Origin of the sequence: Chitinophaga rupis, assembly GCF_900109685.1 — a bacterium.
Classification (GTDB): Bacteria; Bacteroidota; Bacteroidia; order Chitinophagales; family Chitinophagaceae; genus Chitinophaga; species Chitinophaga rupis.
The window spans coordinates 655,638-674,599 of record NZ_FOBB01000001.1; the positions used below are offsets into that span (position 1 = coordinate 655,638).

Below are 18,962 nucleotides of genomic sequence, written 5' to 3' on the forward strand. Positions count from 1 at the left end.
AATAATAAGCTGGTTGATTAATAAAACGCCCTGACAAATTTAGATCTGTCAGGGCGTTTATTTTATGGTAAAGTAGTTTTAACAAGGCAGGCAACAACAAAACCAGCACATCAGCAAATTCCCCGTCATCCCCACATCTGCGCATTAATCCTGCTGCGCAGCCGGCTGCTCCTTCTTCTCCTGCTTATACTGCTCAAAGCTTTGTTTAATGTACAGCAGCAGGTCGTAATCCGTTGCATTTTGCAGGAAGTTGTAACCAGGGCGGTAATGCAGCATAAAGCTGTCCAGCTCCGGGCTTTCCAGCTTCGTCATTTTTGCCACCAGCTCCGGTGAATAGCGGTAATCTATAAACTTTTCCTTTTCCCAATACAACAGCTGTTCATGGAACTGCTCTTTACGTTTGCGGGTTTTGCTGGGCATCAGGTACGACAATGCTGTTACGGGGTTGGCCGGCAGTGTTTTCAGCACATCCATGGCGCCCGGCTTTTTATAATTAAAATACTTACCGTATTCTTCCCGTGTAGCCAGTGAATCGTTATGGTAGTTCTTACCCCGTACGTTTACCTGCTGCAGGCCAAAGATCCTTTTATTCAGGTAAATGTTGAAGCTGGCTGCTTCCAGCGGGGTTACTATTTCTTTCTTGTAATAGCTTAACATGGAAAATTCAATGGTATCACCGGGCATGGCTTCGATCAGGAAGCGGCCGGTTTCATTGGTCATAGCGCCCGTTTGAGTACGCTTGTTAATGATGGTTACAGCAGGCAGACCGGTTTTGGTATCCGCATCCACCACCATGCCATTCAGCTTTACCTGCTGCGCGCACACAGGCTGTAAACCGGCCAGCAGTAACAGAAGTAGTGATAAAAGTGCTCCAGTGTATATATACGTATACTGTCTATTTTTCCGAATAGGCATCGTCAAATATAGTTTTCCCCTCGCAAATGAAAAGTTAAAAAATGGCTATCAGCCGTCTTTCTATCCACACATTGCTGACATAGTCCCCAGATATAAGTGCCGCCTGGCGGGCCCTGACATTTATTGGTTACCTTTGGTAATTATACCCAAATCCTATGCCCTACCGGAATGATTTCGCTGTTCAACGCCACCAGTACGCACTTTATATGAAGCTGGTATCCCCATATGCCCCTCCTAAACCCCGCAAAGCCAGTGGATTGGCCCGCTGGCCCGATGTTTGTTGTACCCCGGCTGACGGACATTTGTATATCACGTATAACGCAATACTGTACTCAGATCCATCACTTTCGTAGTATGCTGCATTTTCGTATAATCGAATACGGTAGTTGTGATTACCAGGATATGGTAGCCTTACGTGATGTGATCTTGCGCAAACCGCTGGGACTTACATTCACGCAGGACTATCTGCAACAGGAGATCAACGACTTTCTGATAGGTTGTTATACAAAGGAAAATGATACGGAAGCACTGATCGGGTGCTGCATATTATCGCCGGTTGATGAATCCACTATTCAACTCCGGCAAATGGCAGTAGATCAGGCATACCAGGGCAGGGGCATAGGTAGCGGCATTATCAGTTTTGCAGAACAGCAGGCCGTACAAAATGGCTTTACAACACTGATGATGCACGCCCGTAAAACAGCGGCGGGCTTTTATGAAAAGCTGGGGTACAAGATCCATGGGAATGAATTTACGGAAGTAGGCATCGCGCACTATGAAATGATGAAAGCACTGTAACTGTATGTATGCACTTTAGAGATGTCCGCATCAAAAAAAAGAACAACAGGAAGCCATGAAAGGGTGAAAACTGAACAAGTGAAACCATGATTTATTGAAAGCCATTCACCTTTCGCTGGTAGATCACCGCGTAATCAAAAATCTCGCATATATTATGAAAAGCCATGTACTCGCCGGGTTAGGGCTGTGCTGTCTTTTTTATTGTACCACCGGCAAAGCGCAGTCGGATACCACAGCGCCGGTACGTAAAGATTCAACAGTTCAGCAGGATACTACCAAAAAAGACACAACCATACGTAAAGATACTACAGGTGGGCAACCAGCTAACTCCGGGGTAATACTACCGGATAGCACTAAAAAAACACAAACAGATACATCCGGTAAAACGGCACAGGAAACCTCCCGCAAGCCGGCGCAGGACACCGGGCTGATAGTGCCGGGTGGCAATGCCACTACCACGCCGCAATCAACCGGGCCTAAATTTGCCGTTAACGGTCAGGTGCAGGATACAGCTAATACGCCCATCCCGGGCGCCAAGGTGTTGAACAAGAACACCGGCCAGGCCGTAATGTCCGACCCAACAGGTAAGTTCACTATACAGGCAGCTAACAACGATGTGATCGTGGTATCGGCTGTTTCGTATGGAGAGCAATCCATACCGGTGAAAGGGCAGGAGCCGATCAATGTATCACTAAAAGCCGCTGCATCCGGGCAAAAACAGCTGTCGGAAGTAGTGGTAACCGCACTGGGTATCCGCAAAAATTCCCGCGCCGTAGGTTACGCACTGCAGGAAGTAGGCGGTAATGCTGTACAGGAAGCCAAGGAAGTGAACTTTGTGAACGCGCTGTCCGGTAAGGTAGCGGGCCTGCAGGTTAGCACCAATACCGGCTCCATGGGCGGCTCTACCAAAATGACCATCCGCGGTAATAAATCCATCCTGGGCGATAACAATGCCTTTATTGTGGTAGATGGGGTACCCATTATCAACAACGTACTTAATGAACCCGGCCAGCAGAACGGTGGCGGCGGTTATGATTACGGCAGCCCCATACAGGATATTAACCCTGAAGATATAGAGAACATCTCTGTACTGAAAGGCGCAGCTGCTACTGCACTGTACGGCAGCCGCGGATCCAATGGCGTGCTGCTGATCACAACTAAAAAGAAACCGGATACAGATAAAGGCCTGGGCATTACCTACAGCCTGAATGCGCAGATAGACCAGGTATATAAATTACCGAATTACCAGAACCAGTATGGTGGCGGTTATACCGGATTTGATACCTTGTACTACAACCAGCACCCGGAAGCTTTCCTGAATGAGCAGGCTGCAACATATGATGATAATAATGGCAAAGGCCGTTATGACCTGATGCCGCAGTTCTATGCGGATGAATCCTGGGGACCTAAATTAGATGGCCGCCAGGTGCGCCACTACTGGTCATTTGATAAGGATAAAGGCAACCCGGATTTTGGAAAAACCGCACCTTGGGCGCCACAGCCGAATAATGTAAGGGACTTCTACAAAACAGGTACTACGCTTACAAATAATATTGCCGTTGCAGGCAATAGCGATAAAGGATCTATCCGCTTCTCTTACGGTAATACCAAACAAACCTTTGTATTACCCAATGCATCCTTAAACAGGAATAACGTTTCCGTAAACGGTAATTACCAGCTGGCCAAGAATTTAAATGCCGTAGCATCTGTTAACTACAGCATACTACAGGCAAAAGGCCGCCCCGGTACCGGCTTTACAGGCCCCAACCCTACCCTGCAGTTCACCATGTTTGGCCAGCGGCAGCTGGATATGAACAGGGCCAAGAACTATGTGTATCCGGATGGATCGCAGATCACCTGGAACCGCACCACCTGGGACGATGCTACCGTGAAGTTCAGCAACGGCCCTTACTGGAACAGCTATCGCGATTATGAGAATGATTCCCGTAACCGCCTGTTTGGCCAGGTAGGACTTGACTATACCGTGCTGCCCTGGTTAACGCTGAGTGGCCGTGTGTTCATGGATCAGTATAATATGCAGGCAGAGGAGAGAATGTCGCAGCAGCCCAACATTACCGGCTCTTACGTAAAACGTATCCGCGACTCCCGTGAAATGAACTACCAGTTCACTGCCGACATCAATAAAAAATTCGGCGATCTTACACTGGATGCAACCCTGGGTGGTAACATACTGCACCGCAAAGCCACCACCACCGGCGGTTCTACAGTAGGCGGCCTTATTATACCCGGTGTGTATAACCTGAATAATTCCATACAAACCGCCCAGCCCATAGATCAGTACTATGAAAAGCAGATCAACTCTGCTTTTGCAACCGCCACTTTAGGTTACAAGAACTTCCTGTTCCTGGACCTTACCGGCCGCAGCGACTGGAGCTCTACGATCAATGTAGATAATAATCCATACATCTACCCCTCCGCATCCCTTTCACTGGTATTCTCTGACCTGCTGAAATGGAAGTGGATGGACTTTGGCAAGATCCGCGGTAGCTTAGCTGCTGTAGGCAGCGATACCGATCCTTTTCAGGTGTATGATACCTACGCTTTCATACCGCCCTTTGGCTCCAACCCGGTTACGCAGTTCTCCTCGGTTAAGAACAACCTGAACCTGAAACCGGAACGTACCAATGAGTATGAGTTTGGTACAGAAATGCGCTTCCTGGATAGCCGTATAGGCTTTGACGTTACCTATTATAACAGGAAGACCAAAGATCAGATCATTAGCATGCCGGTACCTACCGCAACCGGTTTCAGCTTTTTGGTAGTGAATGGCGGCAGCGTACGTAACCAGGGTTTTGAAGTTGGTTTGAACCTGAACCCCATTCGTCTGAAAGGTGGTTTCCGCTGGGATATTAATGCCAACTTTGCCCGCAACCGTAACAAGCTGCTGGATATGAACATTGACCAGTTTGATACCCAGCTGGACCAGCTGACACTGGCTATAGACCGCCGTACAAAGAAAGTAGCTATTGCCGCCGTAGTAGGCAGCGCACTGGGCACCATTATGGGTACGGATTATGTGTATGATGAACAGGGCCGGAAGAAGGTAACGGCACAGGGCTTTTACCAGGCATCTGCTATTAAAGCTATCGGCAACGCCAACCCTGATTATGTAGGCGGTGTTACCAACAGCTTCTCTTTTAAAGGTATTTATTTAAGCGCCCTGGTTGACTTCCAGCATGGTGGCGACTTCTTCTCTTACACCAATCTGTATGGTAAAAAATCCGGCCTGCTGGATGTAACTGCAGAAAACAACATTCGTGAGAACGGTATTATTGTACCCGGTGTAACGGATGATGGTAAGGAAAATACCGTAAAGATCTCTGCCAAAGACCACTTCAGCCAGAACTTTGGTAATGTGATCAGTAAAGCGGACCTGTATGATGCCAGCTATGTTTACCTGCGTGAAGTAAAGCTGGGTTATAACTTCCCGGAATCATGGTATAAAAAGATAGGCGCACAGGCAGCCCGTATTTCTCTGTACGGCCGTAACCTGTGGCTGATACATAGTAACGCGCCGAATGTGGATCCCTCCAACATTACCAACTCTGCCTCCAACGTGCAGGGTATTGAAGGGGGTGCGCTGCCATCATTGCGTTCCTATGGTGTGAACCTGAATGTTTCTTTTTAAAACAACAAACTAACGGAGATGCTTACACGATATTTAAAATATAGCTGCTATCTTTTATTGAGTTGCCTGGCGATAGCAGGTTGCAAAAAACTGGAAGATATTAATCACGATCCTACCAAGCCCACCACTACGCAGCCGCAGTATTTGCTGACCGGCGCTGAGAAATCGGCCATGGATATCCTCTACGCCGGCCCGCAGAACGGCCGTATAGGCATGCCTTACGCACAATACTGGACCGGGAATGATAAGGCTAACGACAGCCGTTATTTGCTGGATGAAGGCATTAACGGCGGGCTATGGGATAACCTGTACAGCGTATCGCTCCATAACCTGGATCAGATCATACAGATGAACCGCGCAACACCCATTGCCAATTCGAAGAACCAGATTGCCATTGCACAGATCCTGAAAGCATGGATCATACAGTTCTTATCAGATGCGTATGGTAACGTGCCCTACACGCAGGCATTTAAGCTGAATGAAAATAACCTGCGCCCAGCGTATGATGATGCCAAAACCATTTATAAGTCCCTGATAGATACCCTGGCTATGCAGGCTGCCGGCATGGACCCTTCCCTGGCCAGCTTTGACGCCGGTGATGTGCTGTACAACGGGAATGTAGCGGCCTGGCAAAAACTGGCTTACTCTTTAATTTTACGCCTGGGCATTCGCATGGCAGATGCCGACCCTGCAGCTGCCAAAGCCGCGATAGAAGCCAATTTCGCCAAAGCTATGACCAGCAATGCAGATAATGCACAGTTCCAGTACCTGGGCATAGCGCCCAATAAATTTCCTTACAACGAATCTGAAAGACCGTTGTCAGAATTTTTTGTAACTGCCACGCTGGTAGATTATATGCAGAGTGTAACAGATCCGCGCCTGGGTATCTACGCGCGTAAAGCTGCAGACAGTACCTACCGCGGATTGGCTTATGGTACATCAGAAACCAATCCTAACCGCCTGCCGCCGGTGAACTATTCATACCCCGGCAAACGTATATATGCTGCAGACATGGCGGGCATTCTGATGACCTACCCTGAAGTAGAGTTTATACTGGCGGAAGCAGCTGCCCGCGGTATGGCTACCGGCGATGCAGCTACCCACTACCAGAACGGCGTAAAAGCCTCTATGGAATATTGGGGCATAAGCAATGCAGACAGCATAGCCAATTACCTGGCACGTGTACCCTATGTAGCTGGCGACTGGCGCAATGTAATAGGCTCTCAGAAATGGCTGGCGCTATACCCGCAGGGCTTCCAGGGCTGGTTTGAAAGAACCCGCCTGAACTTCCAGAAACCCGGCGGCGACAGCCTGTTCCGTGCCCCGCTAGATGGTTCGCTGGACCCGAATGTAAGCTATGTGCCTTACCGCCTTACTTACCTGGTAAGTGAGCAGCAGCAGAATAAAGCCAGCTATGACGCTGCAGCCAGCGCCATAGGCGGCGATACCAAGAAAACTAAACTGTGGTGGAATAAACAGTAGCCAATTATCACTTGGGGGAGGCACTGTTCAAATATCAGGGCCGTTCTGCTAACAACAGAACGGCCCTTTACTTTTCCTGCAGCTTTTTTCTATTATCTTTAAGCTCCTGAATTTTGAAGCTGATGAGAAAACTATTATTTGTACTGTTTTTATTGCAGGGCCTGTATGCGGGCCTGCAGGCGCAATCGCTTACGCATTATTATTACAACTGGTACACGTATTTTGGTACAGCCGGCATTAACAAACACTGGTCAGTACCTTTTGATGTGCAGTTCCGTATGCGCGATGGCATCAGCACTAAAGGCCAGATCATGATGCGGGGCGGCCTGCAGTATATGCCTAACAAAAAAACAGGTTACCTGGTCGGTTACGCCCATATACCTACCTATAGCCCTGCTTTGGATGCTTACCAGCCGGAGCACCGCATTTTTGAGCAGTTCATTTATAAAATGGAAAAGCCCGGCGTGTTTAACATGACACACCGTGCGCGCCTGGAACAGCGCTGGAGCGGGCAAAAAACCCGCACCGGCAATAATGGCGATCTGAAATTAACAGACTGGAAATACGGTAACCGTGCCCGTTATTTTAACCGTACCCTGTTCCCGGTGAAGAAGGAAAAAGAGCCTACCGGTTTTTATGTAGCCCTGCAAAATGAGCTGTTCATGAACCTTTGGGGCAGCGAGATCAATGATAAATTTATAGACCAAAACCGCTTTTTAATAGCGCCCGGTTATTCCGTAAAACCTAACCTGAAGGTGGAAGTAGGGTATATGAACCATTACCAGCAATTTGCTTCCGGCGACAAGGCTATGAACCATATTGTGCACTTTTCAGTGATACATGAGTTTATGCTATAGGTCCATAGTCGATCGTCCATAGTCCATTGCATAGATCGTCAATATCTGTTTTACAACAATATGCAAAAACATAAATCCCCCGTACTATAATTATAACGCAATAGTCCATGGACCATCGACTATGGACCATGGACTACTCCGACCTCAAACTTTTTACCGGGTTCATTAACGCCGCTTTAATGGCCTGGTAGCTGACGGTTAGTAAGGTAATGATCACTGCGCCGGCAGCGGTTACCGCAAATATCCACCAGGCAATACCGGAACGGTATTCATAATGCTGCAGCCATTTATACATGCCGAAATAGGCCAGGGGCGCAGCTATCAGCAGGGCAATCACTACCAGCATTACAAAATCTTTTGATAGTAGGGTCCATACATTCAGCACAGAGGCGCCCATTACTTTACGTATCCCAATTTCCTTGGTACGCTGCTCTGCCATAAAAGTGGCCATACCAAATAACCCCAGGCAGCTAATGAAAATAGCCAGTATAGCAAACCCACTGGATAGTTTACCAATGCGTTGTTCATTTTCAAATTTTCGGGCATACTCCAAATCCACAAATTTGTAACTAAAGGGAGCGGCAGGGCTATATTGTTTAAATACCGCTTCAATCTTACGCAGCGCTTCCGTAGCGCTGGCAGCAGGGTTCAGGCGCAGGATCAAAAAATTATTAGGGTTCTTGGCTATACAAAAAACAGATGGCCGTACCGGTGCGTAAGGTGATTCTACAATCATGTCTTTAATCACCCCGATCACATGAAAGGACATTCCATCCCATTTAATAATTTCACCAACTGGATTTTTAAGCCCCATAAATTTTACAGCACTTTCATTCAAAACAAAAGCAGCAGAATCAGATGCAAACTCACGGGAAAAATCACGGCCCTCTTTGAATTGCCAGCCTATAGTTTTGCCAAATTCAGGGGAAACACCGGTGGTTGGGAAATCAACAGACAGGCTGGGATCTTTATCCTTCCAATCAAAGCCGCCGTTAGTATTCCATACCTGTGTTAAAGGGCTTTCTGCCTGCGCAATCTCTGTTACCGCGCCGTTACTTTGTAATGCGTGTTTTACCGCCTCAAAATGGTCAGCTACCTCCGTGGCCATCAGGTCTACACTTACCAAACCATCCCGGTTATAACCTACCGGGCGGTCACGGGCAAACTGCACCTGCCGGAAAATGACAATAGTACCAATGATCAAAACAACAGATACCGTAAACTGCACCACTACCAGCACTTTGCGGGGCACCGCAGCCAAACGGCCCACCCGGAAAGTTCCTTTTAATACCTTTACCGGCTGAAAAGACGACAGGTACAGCGCCGGGTAGCTACCGGCCACCAGGCCGGTAATAACAGTGCAGCCAATTCCTGCCAGCCAGAACAAGGGACTGCCCCATAACATGCTTATATTTTTATCTGCCACTTCATTAAAGAAGGGAAGCATTAACTGCACCAGTATCAGGCACAGTACAAATGCGATCACCGACATCATTAAAGATTCACCAAAGAACTGCCAGATCAGCTGCAGGCGGAATGAGCCAATGGCTTTGCGGATACCTACTTCCTTCGCCCGTTTCTCAGAGCGGGCCGTGCTCAGGTTCATGAAATTAATGCAGGCCAGCAATAACACAAACACACCAATAATACCAAACAGCCATACAAACTGAATACGGCCGCCGGTATTAACCCCTTGTTTAAACTGCTCATACAAATGCCATTTACGCATAGGGTGCAGGAAGATCTGAGAATGGAATTTGCGTTCATCCGGCTGTTGATGATCCAGCCGTATATTGCGGATCTTCCGGGATACCTGCGCCATGTCCATATGGTCTGCCATCTCCACAAATACCTGGAACCCGTTGCTGCCCCAGGGATTTGGATTTTCCCTGATCCATTTATCAGTGATCAGCTTATATTCCCAGGGCAGGAAAAAAGTAGTGCTGGCAAAGGAAGTATTAGCCGGCAGGTCCTCATACACACCGGTTACTTTTAATTCGTCCTTATTATCAATTTTAATCAGCTTATCCATTGGGTTGGCATCGCCAAACAACGTCCTGGCCAAAGAGGCAGAGAGCACAATGGAATAAGGATCTTTTAGCGCAGCGTAGGTGCCTTGCTGCATTTTCAGGCTAAGCATATCCAACGCTTCAGGCTCCATGCTGTTCCCATTTTTCATGATCCGCGTATCTCCCACGGTCAGTAAATGTGGCTGTGTCCATGATGACATTACCACATGCTTAAAGTAATTACCATAACTGTTGCGCAGTGCATCTCCAATAGGGTAAGGCATAGATTGCCAGGTATCAATACCACCATTCAGCAGCTGGTTTTGTTTTAATGTGGCAATGCGGTCATAATTTTTATGGTAATGATTAAACGTTACCTCATCCCAGACCCAGAGGCCAATTAACATGGCCACCGCCATACCTGCAGAAAGGCCGGTAATATTAATGAAGGAGTGTGCCTTGTTCTTTAACAGATTGCGCCAGGCAGCCTTCAGGTAGTTTTTGAACATGCGCCAATGGTTTTAAGAGTAGACCCTACCCGTCCCAAGCAGGATGCCCGTTTATTACAGCATTCGTAATCAACAGGTTAATAATATATTTACGCCGGTTATGTCCGCTTTCAGTACAAAAAGTGTTCAATTCCGGACAGGCAAATACTTAAATGCTCACCATTTGCACATCATTTAATTTACCGAACTTTGTGCTTAACTTTTAAATGCAATGGTATGATGAGTAGAAATGAAGAGATCTTTCAGCATTACCTGGAGATTATCGATACCCACCTGGATGACCTGATAAGCGGCAGAACAGACCGCATGTATGAGCTGCAGGATATAGCTGCGCACCTCTTTATTCATCCTACACACCTGAGCACTGTAATAAAACAGCATACCGGCCACCACCCCTGTTTTTTTTATGAGCAAAAGATTATGGAGCAGGCTAAAATAATGTTGCAGAACCCGCAGCATTCCGTGGCAGATGTAGCCTACACCCTCACATACGATCCCTCCAACTTCACCAAATGGTTTAAGGCATTTGCAGGTGTTACTCCTTCAAAATACCGCCAGCAGGCAGCTGTACCAACAGGGAAAGCTGTACCGGTAAGGGTAGCCGTGCCGGTTAGTATAGCTAGTTAATTTTTCCTTTTACAAGATTGCTGAAAGTATTACGCGCCGCATCGTTCTCAAACGCGCTGGTGGGTATAAGCAGAAAGGATTTTTTATCACGGTACAGGAAAAAGAATTTACGCGTTTCCACCAGCCGTGTAAAATTATTCCAGTATAGCTGGCGCTGGTGATCGCTGGTGCGGGTAGATATGAGTAAGCCCTCTTCCGAATAACCCAGCTTTATTTCATCTTTAAAGGTAGCGGCTTTGTTGTAGGTAGAGAGTGGCAGCAGGTACCAGAAGGCCCATATAATAATAGCTACCATCACAAATATGCCAATAAGCGCGCTGGGAGTAACTACGTTAAAGAAAAAGCCCATGAGTGTGATCAGCAGCAGAATAGCCAGGGTGATGCGGTATACTTTAACTTCCCCCCGCTGCATAAAATGATAGCGTAATGCGGTCAATACATCCTCTTTGTTATAGCTGAACTCTACATACATTATTGGCCAGGCAACAGTTTTTTAGGTTCTTCAACTATTTGGGAACAGCGATTGACATGGGGTTTTCCATGTCGTCCCTTTCTGTAACCGGCGCGTATTTCTTGCGGTTGGCCAGTATTTTCTTGGTGTTGGTATCCAGGTCATCTTCATTCAGACCCGGGAAGTTATTTTTAATGAACTGGAAGTATTGCTGTAAGGTTTTTACATCTATCTTAAAAGGAAATACCAGTGATTTACCACCGCCTTTCAGATAATCATTGTTATTGATCCTGGTTTCATTTTGCAGGTACCATTTGTACAGGTCCACCACGGCATTTTCCAGCTCACCATCCTCTACCTCAGGCTCACGGTTCAGCATCCACACGTATTCTTCTACACGGCTGGGTTTTATGGCTGTAGGTATTTTATTAATGGTGGGAGTGGGTTTGTTGCTGCTGGCAGATTTATCGCCGTTATTATCACATTTCTCCGGACACTTGTCCTTATCCTTTTCTTTATGCCCATCGTTGGCATAAGTGGTAACCGCGGTGAATAACAGGGCTGCTACCGGCAGTAATATCCATATGAAACCACGCATGGTACTCATACGTTGCAGTGATAAGGAGGGTTTGCCTGGTCTCATATAGGTAAATTTTCAACTTTAAAAATACAAAATACAATTTATAAATCCCAAAAAACAAAATGACGCTACATTTACAATTAACAATATTTAACATTCCGGACCCATCCATTACAATTTATCAAGTGCTATGATACCTGCCTTTATGAACTGGAGCAGCGGTAAAGATGCCTGTTTTGCTCTTTGGACCCTGCAACAGCAGGGATTGTATGATGTACGCTACCTGTTCACCACCCTGAATGCGGGCTTTAACCGGGTATCCATGCATGGGGTGCGGGAGGCCCTGCTGGATGAACAGGCCCGCCAGGTGAATATTCCCCTGAAAAAAGCCTATTTACAGGAGCATGCCTCCATGGAGGATTATAATGCGATGATGCAGGCACAAATGGCAGCCATGGTGCAGGAAGGTATTCAGCATGCTGTTTTTGGAGATATTTTCCTGGACGACCTGCGCTTATACCGGGAGGCCCAGCTGGCCCGTATAGGTATGCAGGCCGTGTTTCCCATCTGGAAGCAGGATAGCCGCCAGCTGGTGCTGCAAATGATACAGGCGGGCTTTAAAGCGGTAGTGGTATGCGCCAATGCCCGCTACCTGGATAGCAGCTTTGCCGGCCGGCTGGTTGATGAACAGTTCCTGGCCGACCTGCCGGCTGATGTAGACCCCTGCGGGGAAAACGGTGAGTTTCACACCTTTGTGTTTGATGGCCCTTTATTTAAGGCGCCGGTGGCCTTTAGCCCGGGCGAAACCGTAGAACGTAGCTACCAGCCGGACGGGGATACCCACCCTAACTGGGACAGCCGCTTCTTTTTTAAAGAACTCTTACCACCTGAATAGGCTTTCTGGAAAACCCTGAAAAAACAAAAGCAATGGTTTTATCCATTGCTTTCGAGAGTCATTTACAGTGCATGAAGAGTCACGCTTGTAGAAATATTTGGTTTTTCATAGGACAGTAACCATAATAAAAATTAATACGGTACAAATATATAAAAAAACCCTATAGTGTTATAGGAATGTTAAAGATTTATAATATATCCAAAGAAGTCAGCTAATATTAAAAATAAAATAAATAAGAAGGATGTTTTTGAAAATACACGAAACGTGTTAAGCTATTGATATGATAAGCAAAGAATTAATAAAACGATAGTAGTAAAGCGCCGTTCAGTGATGGTTTGAACTTAAACCATCATCTAATCAATTACGTATATGCTATAATAATCTTTTAAGGAGAGAGAGGGTAACTTTTGTATAAAAGGTAAGGGCGCCTAGAAAAGCGCCCTCAATTTGTTACTATCCTATGAAAACCCTATTTGAATACAAATGTAAGTTCCTGTTATTTTATGTTGAAATTTTCGGTGCGGAATAACAAATCATTAACAAGGCTAGTAGGCTGATATTCAACTACAACCCATGCTGTTTCCGCAGTTCAAACACTTATAACAGGTGCCGGATCGTACCGTGATATGACCACAGGTATTACAGGCAGGCGCATCACTCTGCATGCTGCGCATGTAGTCCTGGGTGCTGCTTTCGCCGGATGCCTGCTTGGCAAGCGCCGGTTGTTTCTGCGATTTGTTAGCCCCTGCAACCGGATTATTATTAGAGGCAGTACCCCCTGTTAAAAAGGTAACATGCACATTAGATAATGCGGGTCTTGCCGCCTGCTCATTTTCTTCATCCTCCTCACCGGTATTACCGGGTGCATCCAATACATGTACGAGGTCAGTTCTGCCTAAATACTCATACCCTAATACCCGGAATATGTAATCGATCAGCGAAGTGGCGGACTTAATATTCGGATGGTCCACCATACCAGCCGGCTCAAAACGGGTGAACACAAATTTATCTACAAACTCCTCCAGCGGCACCCCGTATTGCAATCCTACAGAAACAGCTATGGCAAAACAGTTCATCAGGCTGCGCAAAGTAGATCCTTCTTTTGCAAGGTCTATGAATATCTCGCCCAGCGTGGCATCATTATACTCGCCTGTGCGCAGGAAAATAGCCTGCCCGCCTACCTTGGCTTTTTGTGTAAACCCCCGGCGTTTGGCCGGTAATGTTTTGCGTTCTATAATGCGCGACAGCTGGCGTTTAAGTGTAGTATCGGGGCTGGCTTGCATACGCTTGCTCACTTCTTCCAGCAGCTCATCGATCGTGAGCTCATTCAGATCTATGATCTGTGATGCGGCTACGGGTGCAGCAGTTGCTTCGTCTGCCACTGCATCTGCCTTTTTCTTTTTATCGCTTTTATTGCTCAGCGGCTGGCTCAGCTTAGAACCATCGCGGTACAGGGCACAAGCTTTAAGGCCCAGCTCCCAGCTTAATTTATAGGCATCCTCTATTTCCGCTACCACTGCTTCATTAGGCAGGTTAATGGTTTTGGAGATAGCGCCGGAAATAAACGGTTGCGTAGCGGCCATCATACGAATGTGGCCATGCGGGTGAATAAAACGCTCGCCTTTTTTACCGCACTTGTTGGCGCAATCAAAAATAGGCAGGTGCTCTGCTTTCAGGTAGGGCGCGCCTTCTACCGTCATGGTGCCGCACACATAATCATTTGCAGCTTCTATCTGTTCATCGGTAAAGCCCAGCTCATGCAGCAGGCTAAACTCCATGTTAAAATACTGCTCCGGTGTAAAGCCCAGGCGCTGCAGGCATTCTTCGCCCAGGGTGTATACGTTAAATACAAAAGCAATGTCAAAAGAGGATGCTACTGCAGTATCCAGCTTTTTCATTTCTTCTGCAATAAATCCTTTTTCGCTTAATGACTGGTGGTTGATATAAGGGGCTCCTGCAAAGCTGCCGGCGCCCTTGGCATAATCCACAATGGCTTTTATTTCATTGGGCTTATATTTCAGGTTCTGTAAAGCGGTAGGAATACTTTGGTTAATGATCTTAAAGTAACCGCCGCCGCTCAGCTTCTTGAATTTTACCAGCGCAAAATCAGGCTCCACGCCGGTGGTATCACAATCCATTACCAGCCCAATAGTGCCGGTAGGTGCAATTACCGTGGCCTGCGCATTGCGGTAGCCATTTTTTTCACCCAGCTGCACTGCATCGTCCCAGGCTTTGGTGGCTGCTTTCAGCAGGTAGTTGGGGCAGTAGCGGGCATTAATACCCTGGGGTTTTATTTCAATGCCTTCATAGGCATCTATAGCATCATACGCAGCTGCACGGTGGTTACGCATTACACGCAGCATATCCTCCCGGTTCTCTGCATACTTGGGAAAAGCGCCCAGGTGGCCGGCCATTTCTGCAGATGTTTTGTAGGAGATGCCGGTCATAATAGCGGTGATAGCGCCTGCAATACCTCTTGCTTCCTCACTGTCATATGCAATACCGCTTACCATTAACATAGAGCCCAGGTTAGCATATCCCAGGCCCAGGGTGCGGTATTCATAGCTTAGTTGCGCTACCTCTTTGGAGGGGAACTGGGCCATGTGCACGGATATTTCCAGCACCACGGTCCACAGGCGCACGGTATATTCAAAACCGGCTACGTCAAACTCATTTTTTTCTTCATTAAAGAAACGGCGCAGGTTTACGGATGCCAGGTTACAGGCCGTATTATCCAGGAACATGTATTCTGAGCAGGGATTGGAGGCGTTAATGCGTCCGCCCTGGGGACAGGTATGCCATTCATTAATGGTGGTATCATACTGGGTGCCGGGATCTGCGCAGCGCCAGGCAGCATAGGCAATCTGGTCCCACAGGTCTTTGGCCTTTATTGTTTTCATGGTACGGCCGTCCATACGGGCTTTCAGCTCCCAGTCACCATCTTCCGCCAGGCGGTGAAAAAAGCTGTTGGGTATGCGTACGGAGTTATTGGAGTTCTGGCCGCTTACGGTGCGGTATGCTTCGCCCTCGTAATCTGAGGAATAACCGGCGTTAATAAGCGCAGCTACCTTCTTTTCCTCCTCTACCTTCCAGTTAATGAAATCCATTATTTCCGGGTGATCCAGGTCCAGGCATACCATTTTGGCTGCCCGGCGGGTAGTGCCGCCAGATTTAATAGCGCCGGCAGCCCGGTCGCCTATTTTCAAAAAGCTCATTAAGCCGCTGGAAGTGCCGCCGCCGCTCAGCTTTTCACCTTCGCCCCGGATGTGGGAGAAGTTGGTGCCTACGCCGGAGCCATATTTGAAGATCCGGGCTTCCCGTACCCACAGGTCCATAATACCGCCATCATTCACCAGGTCATCGCTTACGCTTAAAATAAAACACGCATGAGGCTGGGGGCGCTCGTAGGCGGAAGTAGATCTTTCCAGCTCGCCGGTTTTGGCGTTCACAAAATAGTGGCCCTGGGGCTTACCCGTAATGCCATAGCTTTCATGCAGGCCGGTATTAAACCATTGCGGGGAGTTAGGAACACAACCCTGGTTAAGCATACAATACGCCAGCTCGTCATAAAACACCTGGGCATCTTTTTCGCTGGCAAAATAACCACCCCGCTCGCCCCAGGCACGCCAGCAGTTAGCCATACGGTGCACCACCTGTTTTACAGAGGTTTCCCGGCCTTTGGAGCCATCCGGCTGGGGTACGCCCGCTTTCCGGAAATATTTTTGCGCCAGTATGTCTGTTGCTATCTGGGACCAGGCCTTAGGTACTTCTACATTGTTCATTTCAAACACCACATCACCACCAGGGTTACGGATCACCGACGAACGGAACTCGTATTCAAACTGCTCATAGGGGCTTTTACCTTCCTGGGTAAAATGGCGGGAAAATACAAGCCCGCTTTGGTTACTGGTATGCTTCATCCGTTTTATAAGTTTGTTCCATTGATCGGACGGAACCTTGCATTCACTATTCACACTCCTTTTATTGTACTCTTTTCTTGTGCGACCCGCTTCGGGCGGCTGTTTTCAGGGGTGAAAAAGGCCTGCATGCTCGGTTACATATCCCAATGTTTGGAGGATTTAACAATCGAATTTTCAATGCTTGTTGAGGTACTTTAAAATTAATTTTTAAAATCCGTGATACCTTGCTTTTCTTATTAACAGCTTGTGGATAATATGCCGGATGGGCGGCTATGGCCCGGGAAAGTCTTTTGCCACAATAAAATCAGCTAAAAGTGGCTCAGTATCAGCATTTTGACAAGGTGTGTATAAACAAAAAATGGCCCAAACATTGCTATAAATGTTAATTAACAGCCCGGTTGTTACCATCGGAGAATGCCCTTTCTCATGAAAAATGAGCCTTATGCATATTCGGTTATTCCACAATATGAGCTGTCACTTATTACCAATTTTTTTATACATTTGCGACAACCGGAACAACGCATTAATTGATGTACAGAAAATTATACACTTCTTTCGCTGAAAGAAAAGCAAAAGGTACAAAGTCATTTGCCGTCCTGATTGATCCGGATAAGGTTACGCCTGCGGGTATCACCGACCTGGCAGAAAAGTGTACGGCGGCGCAGGTGGATTATATATTCCTGGGCGGCAGCCTGGTAATTACCCAGCACCTGGATGAGTGTGTACAGCGTATTAAAGCCAGCTGCGATATTCCCGTGATATTGTTCCCCGGTAGCCCCAGCCAGGTATCCCAGTATGCTGATGCGTTATTATACCTGAGCGTAATATCCGGCCGTAATGCCGACCTGTTAATAGGCCAGCACGTAGTATCTGCAGTAGCTGTGAAAAAAAGCGGGCTGGAAGTGATCCCTACCGGGTATATGGTGATAGATGGCGGCGTTCCCACTACGGTTTCCTACATTAGTAATACTTTTCCCATTCCTTCCGATAAGGATGATATAGCCATGTGTACGGCTATGGCCGGTGAAATGCTGGGCCAGCGCCTGATATATATGGATTCCGGCAGCGGCGCCCGGGATGCCATCAGCGAAAGCATGATTGCCCGTGTAGCCAGCCAGGTAACCGTGCCTATTATTGTGGGCGGCGGTATCCGGGATGCGGAAAAGGCTTACCTGAACTGTAAAGCAGGCGCTGATGTGATTGTGGTAGGCAATGCTATTGAAAAAGATACTTCCCTGATAAAAGAGATCGCAAATGCAGTGCATTCGGCACCGCTGATCGTGAAATAGTTGGCAGTTGCTGATTTAGTTGGCAGTCTGCAGTGGGCAGTTGGCAGTCAGTGAAAGAATAATTCGGGAAAAAGATATTTTAAATAAAAAGAGCTGTTACATTGCGATAATGTAACAGCTCTTTTACTTTATGAGCTTGCCTTCTGACTGCCAACTGCCCACTGCAAACTGCCAACTTGCACTAACAGTCTTTTACTTGATGTACCTGCCTTCTGACTGCCAACTGCCCACTGCAGACTGCCAACTTGCATTAAAGGCTCATCATCTCCTTAAACTTCACAGCCTGCCGGCGGCTCACCTCAATCTTTTCCCCGCCCCTCATTTCCAGCAGCAGCCCTCCGTTAAAGTAGGTGTCTATTTTTTCTATCATGCGCAGGTTCACAATATGCTTGCGGTTGGCCCGGAAAAAAGTACGCTCATCCAGGCGCTCCTCCAGCGCATTCAATGATTTCAGGATCAGGGGTTTATTATTCTCAAAATACACCCGGGCATAGTTGCCCACGCTTTCAAACAGGCGTATTTCCTGCAGCTTTACAAACCAGCAACGATCGCCATCCTTTACAAACACCTGGTCGTTCTCAGAAAGTATATTACGGATGCCGCCTACGGCGGCCTGGCGCTCCTTTTCTTCCTGCTGGTGTAGCTTGTGAATGGCATCTGCCAGGCGTTTAGGCTCCACCGGCTTTAACAGGTAGTCCAGCGCATTGTACTCAAAAGCTTTGAGGGCATGTTCATCATAGGCGGTGGTGAAGATCACCTGGGGCGTTCTTTCCAGCTCCGCCAGCAGATCAAACCCTGTTTTATCCGGCATCTGGATGTCCAGGAACAGGAGGTCCGGGTGCAGGGTTTCAATCTTTTCCAATCCGTCCTTTGCATTCACCGCTTCCCCTACGATCACAATCTCCGGGTGATCAGCCAGCAGTTTCTTTAACTCGCTCCTGGCCAGGCGTTCATCATCGATTATTAATGCTTTCTTCATCT

The 18,962-nt window shown here is 47.4% G+C and carries 13 protein-coding genes; 7 read left to right on the plus strand and 6 right to left on the minus strand.

Going from position 1 to position 18,962, the window contains the following annotated elements; genetic code table 11:
- Positions 1–144 precede the first annotated feature (144 nt).
- Positions 145–915 (minus strand): carboxypeptidase-like regulatory domain-containing protein, encoded by a 771-nt coding sequence (locus BMZ54_RS02530; RefSeq protein ID WP_089906569.1) that lies wholly within the window; start codon positions 913–915, stop codon positions 145–147.
- Between the two features lie 354 nt (positions 916–1,269).
- On the opposite strand from BMZ54_RS02530, the gene BMZ54_RS02535 reads away from it, so the two are divergent.
- The 4 genes from BMZ54_RS02535 to BMZ54_RS02550 all read left to right on the plus strand — a co-directional run bounded on the left by BMZ54_RS02535 (position 1,270) and on the right by BMZ54_RS02550 (position 7,701).
- Positions 1,270–1,713 (plus strand): GNAT family N-acetyltransferase, encoded by a 444-nt coding sequence (locus BMZ54_RS02535; protein ID WP_089906570.1) that lies wholly within the window; start codon positions 1,270–1,272, stop codon positions 1,711–1,713.
- Positions 1,714–1,867: 154 nt separating this feature from the next.
- A complete protein-coding gene (locus BMZ54_RS02540) occupies positions 1,868–5,362 on the plus strand; it encodes a SusC/RagA family TonB-linked outer membrane protein (RefSeq protein WP_143080883.1) in 3,495 nt (1,164 codons plus the stop codon).
- 18 nt (positions 5,363–5,380) lie between these two features.
- Entirely contained in the window at positions 5,381–6,844 is a 1,464-nt protein-coding gene (locus BMZ54_RS02545; RefSeq protein ID WP_089906572.1) for a SusD/RagB family nutrient-binding outer membrane lipoprotein, read from the plus strand.
- A gap of 122 nt (positions 6,845–6,966) precedes the next feature.
- Positions 6,967–7,701, plus strand: a complete 735-nt coding sequence (locus tag BMZ54_RS02550) for a DUF2490 domain-containing protein (protein WP_143080884.1) — start codon at positions 6,967–6,969, stop codon at positions 7,699–7,701.
- Between the two features lie 133 nt (positions 7,702–7,834).
- Here the strand turns inward: BMZ54_RS02550 and BMZ54_RS02555 are convergent, their stop codons facing one another.
- Positions 7,835–10,219, minus strand: a complete 2,385-nt coding sequence (locus BMZ54_RS02555; RefSeq protein WP_089906574.1) for an ABC transporter permease — start codon at positions 10,217–10,219, stop codon at positions 7,835–7,837.
- Positions 10,220–10,435: 216 nt separating this feature from the next.
- On the opposite strand from BMZ54_RS02555, the gene BMZ54_RS02560 reads away from it, so the two are divergent.
- The gene (locus tag BMZ54_RS02560) at positions 10,436–10,846 is read left to right on the plus strand and encodes a helix-turn-helix domain-containing protein (RefSeq protein ID WP_089906575.1); all 411 of its coding nucleotides are present in this window, start codon (positions 10,436–10,438) and stop codon (positions 10,844–10,846) included.
- Here BMZ54_RS02560 and BMZ54_RS02565 read toward each other — a convergent pair.
- A complete protein-coding gene (locus tag BMZ54_RS02565; protein WP_089906576.1) occupies positions 10,839–11,318 on the minus strand; it encodes a YcxB family protein in 480 nt (159 codons plus the stop codon). The two genes, BMZ54_RS02560 and BMZ54_RS02565, sit on opposite strands and share 8 nt — an antisense overlap.
- 34 nt (positions 11,319–11,352) lie before the next feature.
- A complete protein-coding gene (locus tag BMZ54_RS02570) occupies positions 11,353–11,940 on the minus strand; it encodes a hypothetical protein (protein WP_089906577.1) in 588 nt (195 codons plus the stop codon).
- A 127-nt stretch (positions 11,941–12,067) separates the two neighbouring features.
- Between BMZ54_RS02570 and BMZ54_RS02575 the strand changes: the two genes are divergently transcribed.
- Positions 12,068–12,772: a Dph6-related ATP pyrophosphatase gene (locus tag BMZ54_RS02575; RefSeq protein WP_089906578.1), complete on the plus strand. Its 705-nt coding sequence runs from the start codon at positions 12,068–12,070 to the stop codon at positions 12,770–12,772.
- A gap of 560 nt (positions 12,773–13,332) precedes the next feature.
- Here BMZ54_RS02575 and BMZ54_RS02580 read toward each other — a convergent pair.
- Entirely contained in the window at positions 13,333–16,692 is a 3,360-nt protein-coding gene (locus BMZ54_RS02580) for a vitamin B12-dependent ribonucleotide reductase (protein ID WP_089906579.1), read from the minus strand.
- A gap of 530 nt (positions 16,693–17,222) precedes the next feature.
- Here BMZ54_RS02580 and BMZ54_RS02585 point away from each other — a divergent pair.
- Positions 17,223–17,981 (plus strand): phosphoglycerol geranylgeranyltransferase, encoded by a 759-nt coding sequence (locus tag BMZ54_RS02585; RefSeq protein WP_089906580.1) that lies wholly within the window; start codon positions 17,223–17,225, stop codon positions 17,979–17,981.
- A gap of 250 nt (positions 17,982–18,231) precedes the next feature.
- On the opposite strand, the gene BMZ54_RS02590 is transcribed toward BMZ54_RS02585, so the two are convergent.
- Entirely contained in the window at positions 18,232–18,960 is a 729-nt protein-coding gene (locus tag BMZ54_RS02590; RefSeq protein ID WP_089906581.1) for a LytR/AlgR family response regulator transcription factor, read from the minus strand.
- Between the last annotated feature and the right edge of the window lie 2 nt (positions 18,961–18,962).

Coding starts and splice junctions, on each gene's coding strand:
- BMZ54_RS02530 (WP_089906569.1), bottom strand. CDS start 915: ATGCCTATTCGGAAAAATAGACAGTATACGTATATATACACTGGAGCA.
- BMZ54_RS02535 (WP_089906570.1), top strand. CDS start 1,270: ATGCTGCATTTTCGTATAATCGAATACGGTAGTTGTGATTACCAGGAT.
- BMZ54_RS02540 (WP_143080883.1), top strand. CDS start 1,868: ATGAAAAGCCATGTACTCGCCGGGTTAGGGCTGTGCTGTCTTTTTTAT.
- BMZ54_RS02545 (WP_089906572.1), top strand. CDS start 5,381: ATGCTTACACGATATTTAAAATATAGCTGCTATCTTTTATTGAGTTGC.
- BMZ54_RS02550 (WP_143080884.1), top strand. CDS start 6,967: ATGAGAAAACTATTATTTGTACTGTTTTTATTGCAGGGCCTGTATGCG.
- BMZ54_RS02555 (WP_089906574.1), bottom strand. CDS start 10,219: ATGTTCAAAAACTACCTGAAGGCTGCCTGGCGCAATCTGTTAAAGAAC.
- BMZ54_RS02560 (WP_089906575.1), top strand. CDS start 10,436: ATGATGAGTAGAAATGAAGAGATCTTTCAGCATTACCTGGAGATTATC.
- BMZ54_RS02565 (WP_089906576.1), bottom strand. CDS start 11,318: ATGTATGTAGAGTTCAGCTATAACAAAGAGGATGTATTGACCGCATTA.
- BMZ54_RS02570 (WP_089906577.1), bottom strand. CDS start 11,940: ATGAGACCAGGCAAACCCTCCTTATCACTGCAACGTATGAGTACCATG.
- BMZ54_RS02575 (WP_089906578.1), top strand. CDS start 12,068: ATGATACCTGCCTTTATGAACTGGAGCAGCGGTAAAGATGCCTGTTTT.
- BMZ54_RS02580 (WP_089906579.1), bottom strand. CDS start 16,692: ATGAAGCATACCAGTAACCAAAGCGGGCTTGTATTTTCCCGCCATTTT.
- BMZ54_RS02585 (WP_089906580.1), top strand. CDS start 17,223: ATGTACAGAAAATTATACACTTCTTTCGCTGAAAGAAAAGCAAAAGGT.
- BMZ54_RS02590 (WP_089906581.1), bottom strand. CDS start 18,960: ATGAAGAAAGCATTAATAATCGATGATGAACGCCTGGCCAGGAGCGAG.